The sequence below is a fragment of the Wolbachia endosymbiont (group A) of Melitta haemorrhoidalis genome, from assembly GCF_964273365.1.
GTDB classification, from domain to species: Bacteria; Pseudomonadota; Alphaproteobacteria; order Rickettsiales; family Anaplasmataceae; genus Wolbachia; species Wolbachia pipientis.
Window position 1 is genome coordinate 283,949 of record NZ_OZ187004.1, and the last position, 21,025, is coordinate 304,973.

The following is a 21,025-nucleotide window of genomic DNA, read 5'->3' on the forward strand; positions in this document are numbered from 1 at the left end:
TAACTCCCTTAATTCAAATTAATACTTTTTAACAGCGATTCATTAGCCTTTTCCAAAGAAAAAGACTCCTGTCTTTCCGATCCTAAATTTCTTACTGACACAGTTTTACTTGTAACTTCATTTTTGCCTACAATCCACAATATAGGAACCTTGTTTGAACTATGCAAACGTATCTTATAACTAATTTTTTCATTGGTCAAATCAGTCTTGACTCTCACACCTTGTTCTTTTAAAATATTGCTAATTTCTGTGGCGTAACCGTCAGCTTCATTTGTAATGGTCAGAATAGCAAGTTGCGTTGGAGCAAGCCAAACTGGAAATTTTCCTGCATAATTTTCTATCAAAATTCCGATAAAACGCTCAAAAGTCCCAAGAATTGCCCTATGTAACATGACAGGGTGATGCTTGTGCCCATCTGCCCCTATATAAAAAGCTCCCAGACGTTCTGGTAAAATGAAATCAACTTGTAATGTTCCACATTGCCAATTTCTGCCTATTGCGTCTTTCAAAACGAACTCTAACTTTGGACCATAAAATGCACCTTCACCAGGGTTAAGTTTATAACTCAAGCCCGCTTCTTTAACGGCTTCAAGCAGCGCTTTTTCAGCTCTATCCCACACTTCATCATTACCTGCTCTAATATCTGGACGGTCTGAAAATTTCACAGAAATTTCATTAAATCCAAGCTCTGAATATACTTCTTTTAAAAGGTCACAAAACTTTATAGTCTCAGAATTCACTTGTTCTTCCATACAAAAAATGTGTGCATCGTCTTGCGTAAAACCACGCACTCGCATCAGTCCGTGCAATGAGCCTGAGCTTTCATTTCTATGGCATGTGCCAAACTCTGCCATACGTATTGGTAAATCACGGTAGCTCCTGGTGTGAGAATTAAAAATCTGCACATGACAAGGACAATTCATGGGTTTTATTGCTAACTTTTTATTCTCAGATTCGTCAACAATAAACATATTTTCACGAAACTTATCCCAATGTCCAGATCTTTCCCACAGCTCTTTACTTACTAAAATAGGAGTTTTTACCTCAAAATAGCCATTATTTATTAGCTTCTTTCTGATGTAAGACTCAAGAACATTATATAGAATATATCCTTGTTCATGCCAAAAAACCTGCCCAACAGCTTCCTCTTGGATGTGAAATAAATCCATATCCTTGGCAATTTTGCGGTGATCACGTTTCTCTGCTTCTTTGAGACACTCAAGATAAGCGTTTAATTCATCCTTATTTCTCCATGCTGTGCCATATATTCGCTGCAACATTGGGCCCTTTGCATCACCTCGCCAGTATGCACCCGCTACTTTCATAAGTTTAAACGCTTTAACTCTACCGGTTGATGGTGAGTGCGGACCACGGCATAGGTCAACAAAATCACCTTGCCTATAAACAGTTAGGTTTTCACCCTCTGGTATGGATGAGATAATATCAACCTTATATTTTTCGCCTATACCACTAAAGAAATCAACTGACTGCTTGCGAGTCCAAACTTCTCGAACAAATCTGTGGTTACTTTTTACAATCTCTTTCATTTTCTTTTCTATTGCGGTAAGATCGTCCGTAGTGAAGGTACGACCTGTAGCAAAATCATAGTAAAAACCGTCCTGAATTGTTGGGCCGATAGTAATCTGAGTATTAGGAAATAGCTCTTTCACTGCCTGTGCCATTATGTGAGCAGCATCATGCCTTATTATATCTAAACCCGCTTCGTCACTCAGTTGTATCACCTCTATCTCTGCATCAGCTTCAATTTCACGTGAGAGATCATGCAACTCACCATTTACCTTAAAGGCAATTGCTTCTTTCAAAACATCCGGTTGTAATATATCAAAGCCAGTAACTTTACCACTGTATTCTTTTACTTTTTGTTCGGCTGAAAAAGTAATCCTAATCATTTATCGACCCTTTTGTCTAACCCTCTCTTTGTCATCCCAGTGCGTGACACTGGGATCCATCTTATTTTTATAATGGAAATTAGTTTAACGTATGCTCCTAAAATCTGTTGTCCATTGCACAATTTGCAAATATTTTTATACCTGGACCCCAGTGTCAAGCACTGGGATGACACCTTTGTGTTTGAGGCAAAACAGGCTATAACATTTAACATACTGCCCTCGCAAACAAATGTTTGTACAGTTGTGTATCAGCTACTGGGATGACACCACCCCTAGTGGGCACTGCCCCTAAATCATAATGGATAACAGGGTTATAAGCTCTGAACATTAATAATAAGGCCTATTCTTTTTTAACCTGAGTGCAATTGCGTCTTCCCAAACTTCACCATTACGCAATAACTTTTCTTTATTGTACATTAGCTCCTCTCTTGTTTCAGTAGCAAATTCAAAGTTAGGACCTTCAACAATTGCATCAACTGGACATGCCTCTTGGCAAAGTCCGCAGTATATGCATTTTGTCATATCAATATCATAGCGCGTGGTGCGGCGACTACCGTCTTCTCTTTCCTCTGCTTCAATAACTATTGCTTGAGCAGGGCAGATAACTTCACATAATTTACAAGCTATGCATCGTTCTTCACCGTTTGGATACCTACGCAACGCATGCTCACCACGAAACCTTGGACTTAAAGGGCCCTTCTCCATAGGATACCTCAAAGTAACCTTTGGCTTAAACATATATTTTAATGTAATAACAAACCCTTTAATTAACTCTACAAAAGACCAGTACCAAGCTAATTTCTTGAGCATAAAATATTTAAAACTTGTGTCAGTCATTATAAATCATATTATCAGTTTTCAAAATAAATATTTTCACCTGGGTGACTTTTTAGGTATTTTGGTTTCTTAAGTGTAATATTGCTAAGTAGTTTATATAAATAATGACAAACACAAATGAAACTATTTTCGCTTTATCGACCGTATTTGGTAAGTCAGGAGTTGCAGTAATCAGAATTTCAGGCAACTACGCGCTTAAAGCTTTAAATCATTTTCATATTAAGAAAGAAATTAAACCAAGATTTGCTACTTTAGTTGATCTATATGATGATTCCAGTCAATTGATAGATAATGGAATAATCATCTATTTCCCTGCTCCAAACAGTTTCACTGGCGAGGACGTTATAGAGTTACAAGTGCATGGAAGCAAGGCAGTTATAAAAATCATCTTGGAGGAATTATCAAAAGTTTTCGTTATGGCCAAGCCTGGAGAATTCTCACTTAGGGCTTTTCTAAATGGTAAATTTGACTTAACGCAAATAGAAGGGATTGCAGACTTAATTGATGCTGAGACGAAAATGCAAGCTAAACAAGCGATTAAGCAGATATCAGGAGAATTGGAGAGACTATACAGCAATTGGAGGCAAAGATTAATAACGATACAATCCAAAATCGAAGCATATATAGACTTTCCAGAGGACATTTGGGCAGAAAAAAGTGAATTGGAAAAAATTAATAATGAAGTGCAATCTCTCGTGCAGTTGATACAAGAGCATTTAAATGATAATAGACGGGGCGAAAGGTTGCGTGAGGGTTTACATATTGTAATAACTGGTGAACCAAATGTCGGTAAATCAACTCTGTTTAATTTCTTAGCCAAGCGTGATATTGCTATTGTTTCTGAATATGCAGGCACAACAAGAGATATACTTGAAGCTCATATTGACATTGGCGGATACCCAATCATTCTCTCTGATACTGCTGGAATTCGTGAAAGTTCAGATCCAATAGAATTAGAAGGTATAAGTCGAGCGAAAAAGAGGTCTTTTGAAGCTGATTTAAGAATAGAGCTATTTCCTTTTGAACAACGACACGATGTCAATTATCAAGCCGCAGGCAATATACCATCTGTCGTTGACACACAACTATGCAAATATTGTAATCAACAAACGGTGTCATCCCAGTGCGTGACACTGGGATCCAGATATAAAAATACTTGCAAATTATGCAATAGACAATGGATTCTAGAAACATGTGCTGAAAACAATGTTCATAGCTGGATTCCAGTGTCAGCTACTTGCATGACATCAGACCAAAATGACACCATTTATGTATTGAGCAAAGCTGACGATGTTATCAATAATCACAATATAAAAATTAATGGCATAGATCTTTTACCCATTTCTATTCTAAAGGAAATAGGTACAAACAAATTGATCTCTCTCATAAAAGAGAAGGCAGAGGAAAAATTTGGGCATGATAGAGACACTCCTGTGATTACTCGGCAAAGACATAGGAATCACATGAAGAAAGCACTGGAACATTTACAACGTTTTAATATCGATAATCCAATTGAGTTGATATCTGAAGATTTGAGGCTTGCTGCATTTGAACTTGGTGCGGTGATTGGAATTATTGATGTTGAGGAAATATTGAGTAGTGTGTTTAGCAACTTTTGCGTGGGCAAGTAAAGCTTTTATAGATTGCTTAAAATCAAATGTTGTGATAGAAAAGAAATGGACGGATGGCCGAGCGGTTTAAGGCACCAGTCTTGAAAACTGACGTACGTGATGAGCGTACCATGGGTTCGAATCCCATTCCGTCCGCACGCTACTTTTAGCATCCCACTATGTTAGCTGATTTTTAGAGCTTATTTGGACTATGTGGTTCGTAACGCTGGAAATCTTGTCTAATCTAGCCACATCTTTTAAAAATACATCCCTTTGTAAATTGACCTTGTTAGCAAAGAAAGCTAATATCTATAAATAGATCACCATCTGAATATGAAAACCGATATAGTAATAATAGGTGCAGGACCTGTTGGAATATTCACTGCTTTTCAAGCGGGAATGCTTGATATGAGATGTCATATAATAGATGTTTTGGATCAAGCAGGAGGACAATGCACAGCTCTTTACCCAGAAAAGCCAATATACGATATACCTGGTTATCCTGTAATTACTGCCCAAAAATTAATTGAGCAGCTAATGGAGCAAGCTTCGCCATTTAAGCCTATTTACCATTTAAGTCAAAAAGTAGAAAAGATTTCAAATAACGAAGGTGAAAACTTTACTATCATAACGAGCATAGGTACAGAGGTAAAATGTAAGGCTGTTATTGTTGCTGCAGGTAATGGAATGTTTGAACCTAACCGTCCACCCTTAAGTGGTATATTAGAATATGAAAATAAATCTGTATTTTACAGTGTAAATAAAATTTCTGATTTTCAGGATAAAACTATAGTCATTGCAGGTGGGGGTGATTCTGCGGCTGATTGGACTGTAGAACTTTCTAAAGTTGCGAAGAAAATTTATGTGATACATAGGAGAAAGGAATTTCGCTGCACTCCTGAAACTAGAAATAAATTAGAATCACTTGAAATTGATGGAAAAATAGAACTGGTAGTGCCATATCAATTACACGAACTAGCAGGAAGTAATGGGCAGTTGAGCGCAGTGATAGTAAAAAACATTGCCTCTAAGGAAGAAAAAGAAATATCCGCTGATTTTTTGCTGCCATTTTTTGGATTGTCAATGAATCTTGGTCCAATAAACAATTGGGGTATACAGTTAGAACATAGCCGCATAGTTGTTGACCCAGCTACACTTAAAACCAGTAGAGATAGGATATATGCAATCGGAGATATAGCTACTTATTCAGGCAAACTAAAATTAATACTAAATGGTTTTGCTGAGAGCGCCATGGCTTGTTATGACATATACAAAGTAATCCACAACTCTCCGGTTAATTTTCAATATTCAACCTCAAAGGGAATTCACGGGAAAGAAAAACTTCCTTGACAAATCTCGCCAGCTCCCTTATCATGAAACTGAAGCTATTGTATTTGCTTTCGCCAATCTGCAGATTAAAAGGTAAGGATTACTTAATGTATCGGCGTCTTATGTTCAATTTTTTGCAGTATATAGATACTGTATGTCTTTACAAAACTTCATCTACATCTAGATTTTTATCTAAATAAGCTGAACGCGCTTACAAAGCGTTACAAGACATCAAAAAATGCCAATACTCGACAGAGATAGTAAAAGACTAGCTAACTCGGGGATTCTTTGTCTTTTTTTCTGCTTAGTAAATTTCTTAAACGTTTGCAGCGTAAGTTAGTTGCAATTAAAAGCAGCTTAATCTCGCTTGTCAAGCGTTTAAAACATAAAAAACGCCAATATTTTAAAGCGGATAATAACCCCAGGGCTTCTTTTGCCTTTTTTTTCATTTGGTAAATTTCTTAAATATTTGTGGCTAAACGACAACCGTCATCCCGCTGCTTGTTAGCGGGATCTAGAGATACCGCGAATGAATCGCGGTATGACGTAGGACTGCTGTCATCCCAGTGCTCCTTTTTTTGTCATCCGAGTAGCTGACACTGGGATCCAGGAAACTTAACTTTACACCAGGTGAATGTACAATAAGAACTGGATTCCAGACTGGAATGACACCGAAGGGGCTACTGGGATGACAAAAGGGGGCACTGGGATGACAGGAGAAAGAGGCACTGGAATGACAAAGAGGGTACTTGGATGACAGGAGGTAATGCAGGAAGTCTAATAGTGCAGCAACACAGAACCCCAGGTCAGGCCTGCACCTATTGAAATCAGCAGTACCAGATTTCCTGATTTTATTTTTGATTCTTGTATTGCATAGTCTAAGGCCAGTGGAATTGATGCCGCTGAGGTGTTTGCATGCTTATCAACGGTATTAATCACTTTCTCTATAGGAAAATCTAATTTCTTTACTACTGCTTCAATAATACGAATGTTTGCTTGATGGGGAATTAACCAGTCAATATCAGTGATTTTCAAATTATTGCATTTCAGAGTTTCCTCTACTGAGGCTGTTAACTTATCCACTGCATGTTTAAACACTTCTCTTCCATTCATGCATATTTTTCCAGAATCACCAGTTGAGGATATCCCTCCGTTCGTACATAGTATGTCCACATTGCCATCAGAATATAGGCTAGTTGAAATTATACCTTTTGTAACCCCCTTCTCTGCCACCCAAGTATCAGCATCATTTGTTGGAATGACGTTAAAATGACATGCTGATTTCATTATTACTGCACCAGCACCATCACCAAAGAGTACACAAGTTGACCTATTTTCCCAATCAACAATCCTAGACATTATTTCAGCACCTATAACCAATGCATATTTAATTCTATTGTTAGATTTTATGAGCGAATCAGCAACTGTAACTGCATATATAAAACCAGAGCATGCTGCTTGTACATCAAAAGCAAATGCGTTTTTACATTTTAACTTACTTTGTACAATCGTTGCACAGCTAGGAAAAGTTTTATCAGGAGTTGTTGTAGCAACTATAATCAAGTCAATTTCATCTACTGAAATTTTAGCTTTTTCTATAGCACTTTTTGCTGCATTCACAGCTAGATCTGACGTTAGTTCTCCTTCATCTGCTATATGCCTTTGAACTATTCCTGTTCTCTGCCTTATCCATTCATCGCTCGTCTCAACTATCGATGCAATTTCGTTGTTACTCAACATTTTTCTTGGTAGGTAAGATCCAGTGCTTAATATGAAACTTTTATTCAATATGACTTACCCCGTTAATTATCTTTTGATTTAAATTTTCACTAATTGCATTTACTGCAAATTTTATGGCATGGGCAAAAGAAATAGCATCAGAATTTCCATGACTTTTAATGATGATACCATTCAGCCCTAAAAACATAGCTCCACTTCTAATTTTGGGATTAAAACGCGTTAAAGCTTTATTTAGTTTGGATTTTAACAATATACCAACAAGCATTTTCGCTATCCACGAATTGAATACTTCCTGCTTTATTAGATTGATAAAGGTACTAGCGGTTGCCTCAGCCGTTTTGAGCATTACATTGCCAACAAAACCATCAGCAACAATCACATCTATATTACCCTCTAAAAATTCACTTGCCTCTATATACCCTTTGAAATTAATGCCTGGAGCGTTTTTAAGCAACTCAAAAGCGCCGCGCACTGAGTCATTACCTTTAACTTCTTCTGTGCCGATATTTAGCAAAGCAACTTCAGGATTGTCAATTTTTAATGCTATTTTTGCAAATATACTACCCATTAACGCAAATTGAAATAATGAGTCGGCATTACAATCAACATTTGCACCAAGGTCAAGCAAAGCGAAGCTTTTTGTCTTAGTTGGACAGATAGAGGCAATAGCAGGACGATAAATGTTTGGTAATGTTCCTAAAATAAATCTGGAAATTGCCATCAATGCTCCGGTGTTGCCTGAAGACACCACTCCGAAAGCTTTACCTTTTTTTACTGCCTCAATGGCAGCTTTCATACTTGAGTCTTTACGATGCCTCAGTGCAAAAGATGGCTTATCATTTGCAAGGACATTGTCAGAACAATGAGTAAATTCAGAATTGTTACTTACTTTTTTATATTTCAAAAGCAAAGGAGATACTTCTTCCTTATCTCCATAAATATGAAAAAAAACTTTAATGCCTGGGTCAACAAGGTTGTCTAAAAAAAAACCAGCACCCTGAATTACGGAAAGAGGCGCAAAATCGCCCCCCATAGCGTCAAGTGCAATAACTATATTATTATTGACCGTAGGTAACATATCATAATAGTCACTCTGCCTGTTGCTTGATGAAAACCCGTTTTCCTTTGTAACTGCCATCAACTGCTACGTTATGAGGCAACATGAATTCCCCAGTTGTTGAACATACCACAACATTCTTAGGCTCAATAGCATGATGAGAACGATGCATATTACGCCTTGACTTTGACTTTTTTCTTTTTGGAACTGCCAAAATTTCCTCCATTCTACTACAAAATACAATACATTAGTAACATGTTTTTTACAGGAAGTAAACAGGGATAGTAAAATAAGTAAGGTTTGCTTATGTAATTGAGTTCTATAGCTAAAGTGGCTCTACAATTTGAAAAACCGTCATTCCGCTACTCGTTAGCGGAATCTATACCGCGAATGAATCCATAGCTGTACGAACATTCATTTTTGAAGGTAAATTGCACAACAGATGATGTCATTCCAGTCTGGAATCCAGAAATTTTGCTTATAACTGAGCTGATGAGCTAAAGGTAGTTGTCTTACGCTAAAACAAACGTTTTTAATTAAGTTGCATAGAAGCTGGATCCCAGTGGGCTTTGTTGCATCGCTACTTATGAGAGGCTAACTATAATTAGGATTATAAGCAACTTATTGAAAATCTTGTTTTTTTTGCAATCAATCTGATCAAATTTAAGAATAGTAACTTGTTATTTATATTAATAAATTTAATTCTATTGAAAATAGCTAAAGCATTGAAATTCTTGAATTTTAGCCGGATTAGTGAGTGGTAGTGAAATTTCTTTTACTCAAATTTAGGTATTCACTGACCGTTCTTGTTATAAATACCAGAATAATAAGCTACTGATATTCTCCACCTTTTTTATCTTTAATCCATCATAGCTAGCGATGCAACAAAGCCATCCCAGTGTCTGGGCACTGGCCCACTGGTGGGAATTGCTCCCAAACTACAACGTTCGTACAGTTGTGGATACCGTGGCGGTATGACGTAGGAAAACCTTTCTTGGGTTAGCTATATGAGCTTTAAATTAAAACATCAAGTATGTTGAACTTAAAACATATCTCAGCTATACTTTGCGATAAAGTTAATAAAAATTTTAATAAAATCAGTAAGACTAACCTCTAGCTAAAATGAATACAAAGTGAGCTTTTTTGATATAAATAGTGTTAGAATAATTGGTAGGTACTTTATCAATTTTTTGTTAAGGCTTGGTAGTGCATTCATATTTTTTATTCAATCTCTATACCACTGCCTTGTGCCACCATATTATTTTAGCAACATAGCAAGACAAATTATAGAGATAGGCTTTTTCTCTCTGCCAATTGTTGGGCTCACTGGAGTTTTTATAGGAGCGGCAATAGTTTTACAAAGTAGCTTGAGTGACCCATTAATTAACCAAGAACAGATAATACCCAAACTTGTTACGATCACTATCATTAAAGAGTTAGGACCAGTTTTGATCAGCTTAATAATGGTAGGAAAGGTTGGATCATCAGTTGCAGCAGAAATTGGTACAATGCGCATCACCGAGCAAATAGATGCACTTACAACCTTGAACATCAACCCTTTTAAATATTTAATTGCACCAAGGATTTTAGCGTCAATCATAGTATTTCCCATACTTACAGTATGTGCAGATTTAATAGGAATATTTGGAGGATGTATCACTGCAGTCTTCGAATTTAACCACAATTTAAATATATACATTAAACACACAGCTCAGTTCTTTAATACGTATGATTTTATAACTGGGCTAATAAAAGCAACTGTATTTGGCGCCATAATTTCTGTCTCAAGCTGCTATTACGGTTACCATTGCAAAGAAGGTGCACGAGGAGTAGGTGTTGCTACAACATCAACTGTTGTTTTATCGTCCATACTGATCATTTTAGCAAACTACATGATTACTTTGATACATGCGTAACCCCATAATATCAATATTGAACTTAAGCTTATCTTTTGATGATAGGACAGTACTAAAGGATCTAAATTTTGATATATTAAAAGGGGAATCATTAGTCATACTTGGTGGCTCAGGAAGCGGCAAATCTGTATTAACAAAAACAATTATCGGCTTGCTTGCTCCAGACTCAGGGTCTGTTAAAATAAATAGTAAAAGCAAAAATAAATTTGGGGTTTTATTTCAAAATTCCGCTTTATTTGACTACGTTACAGTGTGGGAAAATATATCTTTTAATTATAAAAAGCGCTTTAATATCAGCAAAAAAGAGGCAAAACAGCTAGCAATCGAGAAGTTAAATGATGTTGGACTGGAGGAAAGCATAGCAGATATGTTTCCAATAGAGCTATCAGGTGGAATGAAAAAAAGAGTGGCACTTGCAAGGGCGATTGCACACAATCCAGAAATCATTATTTTGGATGAACCAACTTCAGGATTGGACCCAATTATGTCAGATATAGTAAACGAGATAATAATAAAATTATCTAGAGATCTTAACCCTACAATTATCACGATTACACATGATATTCATAGCGCATTTAAAATAGCTGATAAAATAGCAGTATTATATGAAGGGGAGATCATTTCCCATGGAACTGTTCAGGAAATACAAAATACTAATAACGAATATATAAAAAAATTCATTCATTATATATAGCTAAAGATATATACACTATTGCTAACAGTCATATTTTTAAGTTTTAACTTTGTAAAAGGTAGTGAACATTGGAATTCAGATTTTTTTCAAACTGGATCCTATAGCTAACACGTCATACCGCGATTCATTCGCGGTATCTCGGCATAGATTCCGCTAACTAGTAGCGGAATGACGAATTTGTCGTTTTTCAAATTGTCGTAAGTCAGTTTAGCTATATATAGGATGACAGAAATTGTTTGTATTAGCTATATTCAAAAGCTCTATTGATATTTTGCAATATTTGTGATAAAATAATAACTTAAGGTTGAGAATAAAAACTTATGAGTGAAGCTCAAGGTCCAAACATTGCAGAATGGCAAGCGCAGCAGCAACACCAAGAGGCTGCTGGTGAGAAAAGTGGTTTTGGTCTTGGTCATAGTGACTCTGTTTCAACAGTTGTCGATGGAATGAAATGGTTGTTCAACTTTCATGAAGGAGCAATTGCTGCTTATAGTAACGTGTTTGAAGGTTTGGTGAGTGGCAGTAGTCTAGTAACATTGTTTGGAAAGTCAGGTAATATGTTTGGCATAAAATTTCTTGAAGGCCTTGCAGAATATTTTTCAGGTGGAGGTGGGGAAGATATGCCATCAGAAGGAATGGATATGGCTCATGGTGATGAGGGACCTCACTCAGATGATTACCCTCATGCCAATAATGAAATGGCTCATAATGCTGATGGTTTGCAAGACATGCATGATGCAGGTGATCACCATGGTCAATCTTTTTCACCTGGTCCTTCACCATCTGTTGGCGATGACCACGGGCATGAACTTGGTTAAACGCTTAAAAACTGCTGAATAGTATGCGAGAAGGCCTAATAAGAAAAGTTGCTGTTGTTATAATTAACATGAGTTTGTCTTAGTGAAAAAGGTTTCAGTTTTAGGGTCAACAGGAAGTGTTGGAAAAAAGACTGTAGATTTGCTCTCAAAGAGAAAAGAAGAATACCAAGTGGAAGCACTAAGTGCCCATTCGAACTTTGCTCTACTGGCACACCAAGCAAAACTGCTAAATGCAAAATATGTTGCTATCTCCGATGAAAGGCTTTACAAAGATTTGAAAGAAAGTTTACTTGGTACAGATGTAAAAATAGCAATTGGTGCTACAAATATTGCTACCATACCTGTTGATCTCTCAGTTGTTGCAATAGTTGGCATTGCAGGCCTTGGGCCAGTTATGGAAGTTATAGAAAGCGGTACCAAAGTCATTGCATTGGCAAACAAAGAAAGCATTGTTTGCGGTGGAAAGTTATTACTCAAAAAAGCTAAAGAAAAAAATGTACAAATAATCCCTATTGACTCTGAGCACAATGCAATTTTTCAAATTTTGCAAAATGACGACAAATGCGTAGAAAAGATCATACTTACTGCTTCTGGTGGACCATTCTTAAATTATAGCCTTGAGCAATTAAGAAATGTTATGGTAGATAAGGCGCTTAGTCACCCCACTTGGAATATGGGAAAGAAAATCTCGGTTGATAGCGCAACAATGATGAATAAGGCACTAGAGATAATAGAAGCACATAACTTGTTTAATATCAGCCCGGATAAAATTGAAGCAATAGTGCATCCTGAGTCAATAGTACATGGAATTGTAACTTATAAGGGTGGGTTCAACTTTGCTGTGCTTGCAGAAACTGACATGGCAATTCCTATTTCATATGCTCTATCTTGGCCGGAAAGATCAGCTTTAAATCGTAAATTAGATTTAACAAAGCAAGGAAAATTGACCTTTCAAGAACCAGACCATAAGCGTTTTCCTGCGCTAAAGCTTAGCATGGCAGTGTTAAACTCTTCTGCTCCACAAACAAACAGTATTGTGCTCAATGCTGCAAATGAAATAGCTGTTAATGAATTTTTGAAGTCACGAATCGGCTTTTTAAAAATAGTAGAGGTAGTGGAATCAACAATGGAAAGTTTTGGTAGTTATACTGATATTAATTCACTATCTGATATAATAAATATTGATTATGAAAGTCGTATTATTGCTCACAAAATTGTTGAAAGTAAAGTTGTTGCGTATAGCTAGAGTAATGTAACCAGACTGCATTCTGTGATTTTTAGCAAAACACGATACACAATCGTCATTCCGCTACTTGTTAGCGGAATCTATGCCGAGATACCGCGAATGAATCGCGGTATGACGGTTCGCGGTGGTATGACGGTTAAGTAATTCGTCATCCCGCTGCTTGTTAGCGGGATCTAGAGATACCGCGGCGGTATGACGGTTCGCGGCGGCATAGCTATCTTCAAAAATATGGTTGAATAATTGTTAATAATAGTGTATAATTATTAATATTTTTAAGCACTTTGGCTATGGCTTTATCTAAGTTTCTCGACCCTAAGCTGGATTTAACCTTCAAAAAAATATTTGGCACTGAAAAAAATAAGAATATTCTCATACATTTTTTGAATGATATTTTAGGGTTTACCGAGATAAATACTATACAAGAAGTGGAATTCCTCAGTACTATAATGGATCCTGAAATTGCCTCTGATAAGCAAAGTATAGTTGATGTTCTTTGCAGGGACTCTAGTGGGGCTAGGTATGTGATTGAAATGCAGCTCACTCGCGATAAAGGCTTCGAAAAACGAGCTCAACTATATGCTGCTAAGGCTTACTCAAGGCAAGCTGATAAATCTGGTAAGTACATTGATTTAAAGAAGGTTTTCTTTATTGCTATCTCTAATTGTAATTTATTTCCTGATAAGCTTGATTATATATCCAGCCACACTATAAGAGATGAGAAAACCAATGAGCATGACTTAAAAGATTTTCAATTTGTATTTATTGAACTACCTAAATTTCCTAAGAATAAGGAAGAACAGCTAGAAAGCATAGTGGATCGTTGGTTATTTTTCTTCAAATATGCAGATGAAACTACGGAAGAAGACTTAAGGAAAATAGCAGAAAAAGCACCAATAATAAAGTTAGCCTACGATGAATTAGACAGGTTTAGCTGGAATGAAAAAGATTTAGTAGCTTATGAAGAAAGAATAATGGATCTACGGAAAGAAGAAGCCATTCTTGAATACAGACTTGACCTTGCTACTGAAAAAGGCATCCAAATTGGCGAAGAAAGAGGCATCAAAATCGGTAAAGAGGAAGGGAAAATTGAAGGAAAAATCGAAGGAAAAATCGAAGTCGCAAAAGCAATGCTGGCTAACAATGTTGATGTCAACACTATTGTCAAATTTACTGGCCTTTCTATTAGTGAGATTGAAGAATTAAGTGTGAACGGTACAGAGTAATTTCAAAGTGCATTTGCAGTTGGAACGGATACATTTAATGAGAGTCCCATTTCACGGTGTTCAAATCTACTCCTTCTTGTACCATCTCCCAAAGTGGGCTCATTTCTCTCAGTCGGCCAACATTTTTAGCAACAAGATCTGCTGCATACAAAACTTCTTCTCTAGTTGTAAATCGGCCTAGGCCAAATCTAATTGATGAATGCTCAAGGTCATGGCCATTATTTAGCGACCGTACTACATAGGAAGGCTCAAGAGACGCAGACGTGCACGCAGAACCAGAACTTACTGCTAAATCCTTGATTGCCATGATGAGAGACTCACCCTCAACATAGGGAAAGCTCAAGTTTAGGTTGCCAGGAATTCTATTTTCATAATCACCATTTAAAACGATATCAGGAAACGCTTCTTTTATCTTGTTATACAAAATATCCCTTAATTCTTCCACTCTAGTTGTTTCTTTTTTCATTTCTTCTCTAGCAATACGTGCCGCTTCACCAAAACCAACTGCAAGAGGTGTTGGAACTGTTCCAGAACGCATGCCTCTTTCCTGTCCACCACCACTAATTAGTGGTATCAGCCTAACACGAGGATTCTTTCTACGTACATATAATGCGCCTATTCCCATAGGTCCATAAATCTTGTGGCTAGAGAGACTCATAAGATCAATGCACATCTCATTAACATCAATTGGAACTTTTCCAAAGCTTTGAGCTGCATCTGTATGGAAAAATATATTATGCTTTCTGCATATTTTACCAATCTCCTTTACAGGCTGAATTACTCCGATTTCATTATTTACCATCATTACTGAAATCAAAATTGTTTTATCAGTAATTGCTTCCTCAAGCTTTGATAAATCTATAATTCCGTTTTGCTTAACAGGCAAATATGTAACTTTAAAGCCTTCATTTTCCAGATGCCGACAAGAATCCAGAACACACTTATGCTCCGTGCAGACAGTGATTATATGATTTCCTTTATTTTTATAAAAGTGAGCAACGCCCTTGATTGCCGTATTATTTGACTCAGTTGCACCTGAGGTAAAGATAATTTCTTTGCTATCTGCGTTCACCAGATCAGCGATGTGTTTCCTTGCTTTTTCCACTGCTTCTTCAGCAGTCCAACCAAATGAATGGCTGCGAGAGTGTGCATTGCTGAACTCACCAAAGTAAGGTATCATCACCTCTAAAACACGGGGATCTACTTTAGTAGTAGATTGATAATCAAGAAATATTGGTAATTTTATTTTAGCATCGTGTATTTTTTTACTTTCAACATTCATAAAGCTACCACGGAGACAAAATTTACAATTATTTTATAGCATTAAAACTTAATTTTTTCAAGATATAATCTTGCATCAAGTACAAAAGTGTCATCCAAGTAGCTGACACATAACTGTACGAACATTTATTTGCGAAAGCAGTGTGTTAAATGTTATAGCCAGTTTTGCCTCAAACACAAAGGCAGTGCCCAGACACTGGGATGACACCCTATTGGTGGCAATTGCTTCCAAATCATAATGTTTGTACAGCTGTGCGCCGTGCGCTGGAATCCGTTTTAGCCCTTATCTATATCTCAGTTCCACCAACAGTTATTGCGTCGACTTTGAGTGTCGGCTGACCAACTCCAACGGGCACATTTTGTCCATCTTTCGAGCATGTGCCAACACCAGGATCTAACTTTAAGTCATTACCAACCATAGATACTTTTTTCAACACTGTTGGACCGTCACCAATTAGTGTTGCTCCTTTTACTGGCTGTGTAATTTTGCCATTTTCTATTAGGTAAGCTTCCGAAGATGAAAAAACAAATTTTCCTGACGTTATATCAACCTGCCCACCACCGAAATTTACTGCATATAGACCTTTCTTTACGCTAGATATTATTTCCTTCGGTGTATACTTTCCGGGCAACATATAGGTGTTTGTCATGCGCGGCATAATAACTTCTTTATAACTTTCTCTTCTACCATTACCAGTTGGGCTTACACCCATGAGTTTAGCGTTCATATGATCCTGCATGTATCCTTTTAGGATCCCATCCTCTATCAATATATTATAACTGGGTGGAGTGCCTTCATCGTCTACGCTGATAGAGCCGCGCAAATTGGGCAGAGTTCCGTCATCAACTACTGTGATGTCACTAGCTGCTACTTGTTTACCCACAGAATTTGAAAATGCTGAGACTTTTTTGCGATTGAAGTCGCCCTCAAGTCCATGACCCACGGCTTCGTGTAACAATATTCCTGGCCAGCCTGGACCTAAAACGACTGTCATTTCTCCGGCTGGAGTTGGAATTGCTTCAAGATTTACCAGTGCTTGTTCTAACGCTTGGTTTGCAACTTCTTTCCACTTTTTCTCAGAAATAAACTTACTATAAGAGTCCCTTCCACCATGCCCTGCAGAACCTCTTTCGGTACGGCCATCTTTTTCTACAATGACTAGCACATTAAAACGTACCAGAGGCCTGATATCGCTTAATCTGTGATCACCCTTTATTATTTGTACAACTTGCCATTCTCCACTTAGAGTTATTTTTACTTGCTTCACGCAGTTATTTTTGGACCTTACATACTCATTAACCTCATTGAGTAGCTTAATCTTTGAATTCAGATCCATTTCATTTATAGGGTTAATCCTCGAATATAGGCTTTTTGTCTCTTCGTTTAAATTTATTGAATTTGTCTTGTTTAAAGACACTGAGCTTTTTACCATAGAAGCAGCATTACTAATTTCTTTTTCGCTGATCTCAGAAGAACAAACGAAAGATGTACTATCTTCACAAAAAGACCTTAAACCAAATCCCCTTCTAGTATTCAAGTCCATGTGTTTTAATATGTTATCCTCAAAAACCAGGGACTCCGACTGGCAAAATTCTAGAAACAGCTCACCACCATCGCTATTGCTCAAAGCGTTATTGACTATTTTATATACGTTATTAATATTAACATTGTTTTGAGCAAAAAATATTTGATCTAGATTTGGCATTACCTTTGAACTAAAAATTGTTTAAGTATATTATTTAACTTTAACATAGTAAACTATAAAAAGCCCGGGTGGCGGAATTGGTAGACGCGCTAGCTTCAGGTGCTAGTAACTTTTTAAGTTGTGGAAGTTCAAGTCTTCTCTCGGGCACTCTTAGCTTCCATATTGCTTATTGAATTAATTAATGTTATAATATAACATATTAGGTAATATTTATGCTATGTATGGTGAAAAAGATAAGTTAGCCTACAGAAAGAAGGTACGAACTTACTCGAAACGCTTAGTTACTACACTATCTACTATCTCTTTCATTGGATACATAGCGGCATTGGTCTTGAATATTCCTGTCTTAAGTCTGTATTTTAGTATTGCCGGCACTATATTCAGTGCACTTTCGTTTGCTTTAAATATATGGTCACTAAATGATCATTCCCGACAACAGAATCTTAATAAGAAATCTGGCATAAAAAACACTCCAGGACAAAAAAAGTTAACAAAGATCTATCTTGATATAGCATCCAGTGCTTCATTTCTAATAGGAGGTATTGCATCTATGTCGCTTTTTGAGTCTTCTGTTATTTATTTTGTTTCTACGCCTTTTTTTATTCTAGGCTGTGTTATTATGGCAGCTAATATCGTTCAAACTATGATTAGTGAACCACAGACAAAAAACGTCCTTGAGAATCTCTCTTCAAATACTGCAAGAGTACAAGCTTAAGTATTAACTTATTTAACTTATACAGGAATATTAGCTATATAATTCCACTGAAGGAAGCCATTCAAAAGAGTTCGATGTAATTAGCGTCAAAAAAGTGTAAGCAGAAATTGTGGGCTTATTGGGGTAGGAGCGCTTAGTACTCCTACTTCCACATCAATTACTTGAATAATTGCTCAAGCTATCAAAATAAAAGTTTTTATTCAGTAATTTGTGTATAAAGGGTACTATTTTACTAGTAGTGAAATAAATCAGAATGAAGTCTATTTTATTAACGAGGCCTTTATTGGATTCGTTCAATACAAGAAATATATTGAGAAAGTATGGATACAAAGTTTATATAGAACCAGTATTCACAATAAAGTACTTAAATCCTGATATATCTGCACACGAATTTGACGTTGTAATATCCACAAGTAAAAACAGTGTAAAGGCTTTTAGTCAAATATGCAAAGTGGATGACTTTCCGATTATTACAGTTGGTAATTCAACCATGCAGGCTGCAAAAAATTTGGGATTTTCTGATATAATCTCAGCAGACAGCAACGTTGATGGTCTGATATCATTCATAAAAGCTCACTATTCAAGTGCAATAAAGTTCTTATATATAAGAGGACAAGAAGTATCATGTGACCTAAAAAAGAGATTATCTGAAGAAGATTTTAACGTAAGAGAAGTTGTACTCTATAAAACAATCATTAAAAGGAGTCTAACTAATAGGTGTAAAAATTTACTGTTGGATGGTAAAATTGGTAGTGTTGCTTTTTTTTCCTCACAGACAGCAAGGGTATTTTGTTCATTAGTTCTAAAAAGTGGGTTATCTCATGTGATGAATAATGCAGTTGCATATACCATGAGTAAAAACATTGCTGATAGTTTAAAGTTAATCAAATGGAAAAAAATTATAACATCGAGGTTGCCTACTGGGGAGAGTTTAATTGATATAATTAATAAGGATTGTTGATGCTAAAGATTGCAACTTGGAATGTAAACTCCATACGTAAAAGAGTTAACCAACTTTGTAGTTTTATAGTTGATAGTCAGATAGATATAATTTTGCTGCAAGAGATAAAATGTATGGAAGAGCAATTTCCTTATGCAGAGATAGAGAAGCTGGGATATGAATGTGCTGTCTATGGACAAGTTGCAAGAAATGGCGTTTGTGTTTTATCTAAATATCCGATACTGGAGAAGTTTAAGATTGATATCGTAGAAGGTTATCAAGAAGCGCGTTATATAGAGTGCATAATAAAGCACAATAATCAGAAGGTAAGGGTGGGAAGTGTATACGTTCCAAACGGTCAAAGCCCGGACTCTCAAGCATTTGAATATAAACTCAAGTTTTTTGATAATCTATATGAAAGGATGAGCACTTTGTTAAAGAATGAAGAGTTAACTATTATAGCTGGCGATTATAATGTTGCACCGGATGAAATTGATGTCTTTGATTCAAACTTATTGAATGGCCAAGTGTGCTTTCATATAAGAGAACGTGAGAAGTTAAGAGCGATCTTGAATCTTGGGTTTAAAGATGCGTTTAGAATATCTCACCCAAATTTGCAACAATTCACTTGGTGGCATTATCAAGGCAATTCACTCAGAAATAATCAAGGAATGCGCATAGATTATATGCTGTTATCACCACAAGCTGTAGATAAATTGGAAACATGCTACATAGATGATAGATTGCGTAAGCTAGAAAATCCGTCTGACCATACTCCTGTTGTATATGCTATAGAATAATAGTAGACCTCTTACACAACTCACTTTTGGCAAACCTAGGTAATCCCTGCTTGTTTGTTGCTTGTGTTTTCTTCCTTTCGTTCGTTTTCCTTTCTTGTCCAAGGTTGATCTTGCTGTTTGCTTTCTTCGTTTCCCCTGTTGTTTTCCTGGGAAATTTGCTCAGGAACAGGTTGTTTTTCACTCTTTTCTTTTCCTTGGGAAATTTGTTCAGAAACAGAGGTACCTTTCTCAACTTCTGTAACTGGGGTTTTTAAAATATCATCAATGCCCTCGAGAATTTTTCCATTCAGTTTTGCTCTCTTTTCTGTATCATCTTTATCTTGTGAGCTAGGGTCATACAAAGTACCTTTTTTGTTATTTGAAAAAAGACTTTTGATTGTACTTACTTCAGTCCATACAAGGAGACCACCACTAATTGCTAATGCAATTGGGCCAGTGCCAAATATTAATGCTGAAAAAGCAAAAAGAGTAATAGGAAATAAAGATTTACGTAAGAACGTTTTTACCATCTCTTCATCACTAAGTGGTGGTTCATCTTCCTCTTTTTTGTCTTTACCTAAGAATGGTATTTTTTCTTTCACCCCATCCATAAAGGAGCCAGAAATATTTTTCGGGTCTATTTTGATCCCTCCAATTAGCAGCAGCGGCATTTCCAATACGAACTTTATGGATGAATCTTTAGCTTCTGTACCCCGTATATCAGCTACACACTTGGTTATTATTTGTCGTATTTTATCATCATTTAATTTCTCTTCTCTAGCTAAGCCTTGCTCCCTAATTTCTTTAAACACAGAAAGTAAAAACTGAGAAAAATTCTCTTCACTGAGTGGTTCTACATCTTCTAGCTTGACATTGTTGAATATCTTTCCACTATTCTCAAATACAAAAGTAAAAATTTTCTTTTCATTTTCATCCTGTAATCGAGGTAACCGTTCCTTTAATGACTTCAGATCACTCTGTAATTTTTGTTTTTCTTTCAATTTCTGTTTCTTCTTTTCTATTTCCTGTTCCTTCTTTTCTATTTCCTGTTTCGTTTGCTCTTCTAGTTTTTCTGGATTTTTAAAAATATCTAGGAAAGTACGATAGATTAACTGATGTTTCTCTTTTTCAAATTTAAAAACTTTCTCATCTTTGTTAGTTACCTGAGTAGGTAACTTTGGAGGTTTTGAACTTTTTACTTGTGGGCCTATCATGGCTGACCTA

Annotated in this window: 22 protein-coding genes and 2 tRNA genes; 13 read left to right on the top strand and 11 right to left on the bottom strand. The window is 36.4% G+C overall.

Annotated features, from left to right (window positions below):
• Positions 1–8: 8 nt before the first annotated feature.
• The 4 genes from thrS to nuoI are packed head-to-tail and all read right to left on the bottom strand — an operon-like array spanning position 9 to position 2,720.
• Complete coding sequence (gene thrS / locus ACICPZ_RS01445; protein ID WP_264374070.1) at positions 9–1,910, bottom strand: threonine--tRNA ligase; 1,902 nt, start codon at positions 1,908–1,910, stop codon at positions 9–11.
• Positions 1,907–2,122, bottom strand: a complete 216-nt coding sequence (locus tag ACICPZ_RS01450) for a hypothetical protein (RefSeq protein ID WP_155969049.1) — start codon at positions 2,120–2,122, stop codon at positions 1,907–1,909. The genes thrS and ACICPZ_RS01450 overlap by 4 nt, the downstream gene beginning before the upstream one ends.
• A complete protein-coding gene (locus ACICPZ_RS01455; RefSeq protein WP_264374069.1) occupies positions 2,116–2,238 on the bottom strand; it encodes a hypothetical protein in 123 nt (40 codons plus the stop codon). The genes ACICPZ_RS01450 and ACICPZ_RS01455 overlap by 7 nt, the downstream gene beginning before the upstream one ends.
• Positions 2,238–2,720, bottom strand: coding sequence for an NADH-quinone oxidoreductase subunit NuoI (gene nuoI, locus ACICPZ_RS01460; protein WP_038199316.1), 483 nt, complete (start codon positions 2,718–2,720; stop codon positions 2,238–2,240). The genes ACICPZ_RS01455 and nuoI overlap by 1 nt, the downstream gene beginning before the upstream one ends.
• A gap of 131 nt (positions 2,721–2,851) precedes the next feature.
• Here nuoI and mnmE point away from each other — a divergent pair, with 131 nt between their 5' ends.
• The 4 genes from mnmE (at position 2,852) to ACICPZ_RS01480 (ending at position 6,443) form a co-directional block, all read left to right on the top strand.
• Positions 2,852–4,378, top strand: a complete 1,527-nt coding sequence (mnmE, locus tag ACICPZ_RS01465) for a tRNA uridine-5-carboxymethylaminomethyl(34) synthesis GTPase MnmE (RefSeq protein WP_264373719.1) — start codon at positions 2,852–2,854, stop codon at positions 4,376–4,378.
• Between the two features lie 47 nt (positions 4,379–4,425).
• A tRNA-Ser gene (locus ACICPZ_RS01470) sits at positions 4,426–4,513 on the top strand.
• Between the two features lie 177 nt (positions 4,514–4,690).
• Complete coding sequence (locus ACICPZ_RS01475) at positions 4,691–5,707, top strand: NAD(P)/FAD-dependent oxidoreductase (RefSeq protein ID WP_264373718.1); 1,017 nt, start codon at positions 4,691–4,693, stop codon at positions 5,705–5,707.
• 613 nt (positions 5,708–6,320) lie between these two features.
• On the top strand, positions 6,321–6,443 hold the full coding sequence (locus ACICPZ_RS01480; RefSeq protein WP_255317430.1) for a hypothetical protein: 123 nt from the start codon (positions 6,321–6,323) through the stop codon (positions 6,441–6,443).
• Positions 6,444–6,463: 20 nt separating this feature from the next.
• On the opposite strand, the gene ACICPZ_RS01485 is transcribed toward ACICPZ_RS01480, so the two are convergent.
• The 3 genes from ACICPZ_RS01485 to rpmF are packed head-to-tail and all read right to left on the bottom strand — an operon-like array spanning position 6,464 to position 8,697.
• Positions 6,464–7,474 (bottom strand): beta-ketoacyl-ACP synthase III, encoded by a 1,011-nt coding sequence (locus ACICPZ_RS01485; protein ID WP_182321005.1) that lies wholly within the window; start codon positions 7,472–7,474, stop codon positions 6,464–6,466.
• Positions 7,467–8,504, bottom strand: coding sequence for a phosphate acyltransferase PlsX (gene plsX / locus ACICPZ_RS01490; RefSeq protein ID WP_209473375.1), 1,038 nt, complete (start codon positions 8,502–8,504; stop codon positions 7,467–7,469). The genes ACICPZ_RS01485 and plsX overlap by 8 nt, the downstream gene beginning before the upstream one ends.
• A gap of 10 nt (positions 8,505–8,514) precedes the next feature.
• Positions 8,515–8,697: a 50S ribosomal protein L32 gene (gene rpmF / locus ACICPZ_RS01495; RefSeq protein ID WP_010962967.1), complete on the bottom strand. Its 183-nt coding sequence runs from the start codon at positions 8,695–8,697 to the stop codon at positions 8,515–8,517.
• A 919-nt stretch (positions 8,698–9,616) separates the two neighbouring features.
• Between rpmF and ACICPZ_RS01500 the strand changes: the two genes are divergently transcribed.
• The 5 genes from ACICPZ_RS01500 (at position 9,617) to ACICPZ_RS01520 (ending at position 14,380) form a co-directional block, all read left to right on the top strand.
• Positions 9,617–10,399 carry an MlaE family ABC transporter permease gene (locus ACICPZ_RS01500; RefSeq protein ID WP_015589313.1) on the top strand — a complete coding sequence of 261 codons (783 nt, stop codon included), beginning with the start codon at positions 9,617–9,619 and terminating at the stop codon, positions 10,397–10,399.
• The gene (locus tag ACICPZ_RS01505) at positions 10,392–11,093 is read left to right on the top strand and encodes an ABC transporter ATP-binding protein (protein ID WP_006279859.1); all 702 of its coding nucleotides are present in this window, start codon (positions 10,392–10,394) and stop codon (positions 11,091–11,093) included. Before ACICPZ_RS01500 ends, ACICPZ_RS01505 begins: the two co-directional genes overlap by 8 nt.
• Positions 11,094–11,413: 320 nt before the next feature.
• Entirely contained in the window at positions 11,414–11,911 is a 498-nt protein-coding gene (locus ACICPZ_RS01510; protein ID WP_182367341.1) for a hypothetical protein, read from the top strand.
• Between the two features lie 82 nt (positions 11,912–11,993).
• Complete coding sequence (dxr, locus tag ACICPZ_RS01515; protein WP_264373724.1) at positions 11,994–13,157, top strand: 1-deoxy-D-xylulose-5-phosphate reductoisomerase; 1,164 nt, start codon at positions 11,994–11,996, stop codon at positions 13,155–13,157.
• Between the two features lie 287 nt (positions 13,158–13,444).
• Positions 13,445–14,380: an Rpn family recombination-promoting nuclease/putative transposase gene (locus tag ACICPZ_RS01520; protein WP_213863185.1), complete on the top strand. Its 936-nt coding sequence runs from the start codon at positions 13,445–13,447 to the stop codon at positions 14,378–14,380.
• A gap of 34 nt (positions 14,381–14,414) precedes the next feature.
• On the opposite strand, the gene ACICPZ_RS01525 is transcribed toward ACICPZ_RS01520, so the two are convergent.
• From ACICPZ_RS01525 to tldD, 3 genes are all read right to left on the bottom strand, one after another.
• Positions 14,415–15,662 (bottom strand): IscS subfamily cysteine desulfurase, encoded by a 1,248-nt coding sequence (locus tag ACICPZ_RS01525; RefSeq protein WP_010081919.1) that lies wholly within the window; start codon positions 15,660–15,662, stop codon positions 14,415–14,417.
• A 90-nt stretch (positions 15,663–15,752) separates the two neighbouring features.
• On the bottom strand, positions 15,753–15,893 hold the full coding sequence (locus tag ACICPZ_RS01530) for a hypothetical protein (RefSeq protein WP_153296798.1): 141 nt from the start codon (positions 15,891–15,893) through the stop codon (positions 15,753–15,755).
• Positions 15,894–15,948: 55 nt separating this feature from the next.
• Positions 15,949–17,367, bottom strand: a complete 1,419-nt coding sequence (gene tldD / locus ACICPZ_RS01535; protein WP_010962974.1) for a metalloprotease TldD — start codon at positions 17,365–17,367, stop codon at positions 15,949–15,951.
• A gap of 62 nt (positions 17,368–17,429) precedes the next feature.
• Here tldD and ACICPZ_RS01540 point away from each other — a divergent pair.
• The 4 genes from ACICPZ_RS01540 (at position 17,430) to ACICPZ_RS01555 (ending at position 19,822) form a co-directional block, all read left to right on the top strand.
• Positions 17,430–17,514: transfer RNA gene (locus ACICPZ_RS01540), tRNA-Leu, on the top strand.
• Between the two features lie 70 nt (positions 17,515–17,584).
• The gene (locus tag ACICPZ_RS01545) at positions 17,585–18,082 is read left to right on the top strand and encodes a hypothetical protein (protein ID WP_010962975.1); all 498 of its coding nucleotides are present in this window, start codon (positions 17,585–17,587) and stop codon (positions 18,080–18,082) included.
• A gap of 253 nt (positions 18,083–18,335) precedes the next feature.
• Complete coding sequence (locus ACICPZ_RS01550) at positions 18,336–19,043, top strand: uroporphyrinogen-III synthase (RefSeq protein ID WP_264373725.1); 708 nt, start codon at positions 18,336–18,338, stop codon at positions 19,041–19,043.
• Positions 19,043–19,822 (top strand): exodeoxyribonuclease III, encoded by a 780-nt coding sequence (locus ACICPZ_RS01555; protein WP_264373726.1) that lies wholly within the window; start codon positions 19,043–19,045, stop codon positions 19,820–19,822. Before ACICPZ_RS01550 ends, ACICPZ_RS01555 begins: the two co-directional genes overlap by 1 nt.
• A 35-nt stretch (positions 19,823–19,857) precedes the next feature.
• Here the strand turns inward: ACICPZ_RS01555 and ACICPZ_RS01560 are convergent, their stop codons facing one another.
• Positions 19,858–21,015: a hypothetical protein gene (locus tag ACICPZ_RS01560; RefSeq protein WP_264373727.1), complete on the bottom strand. Its 1,158-nt coding sequence runs from the start codon at positions 21,013–21,015 to the stop codon at positions 19,858–19,860.
• Between the last annotated feature and the right edge of the window lie 10 nt (positions 21,016–21,025).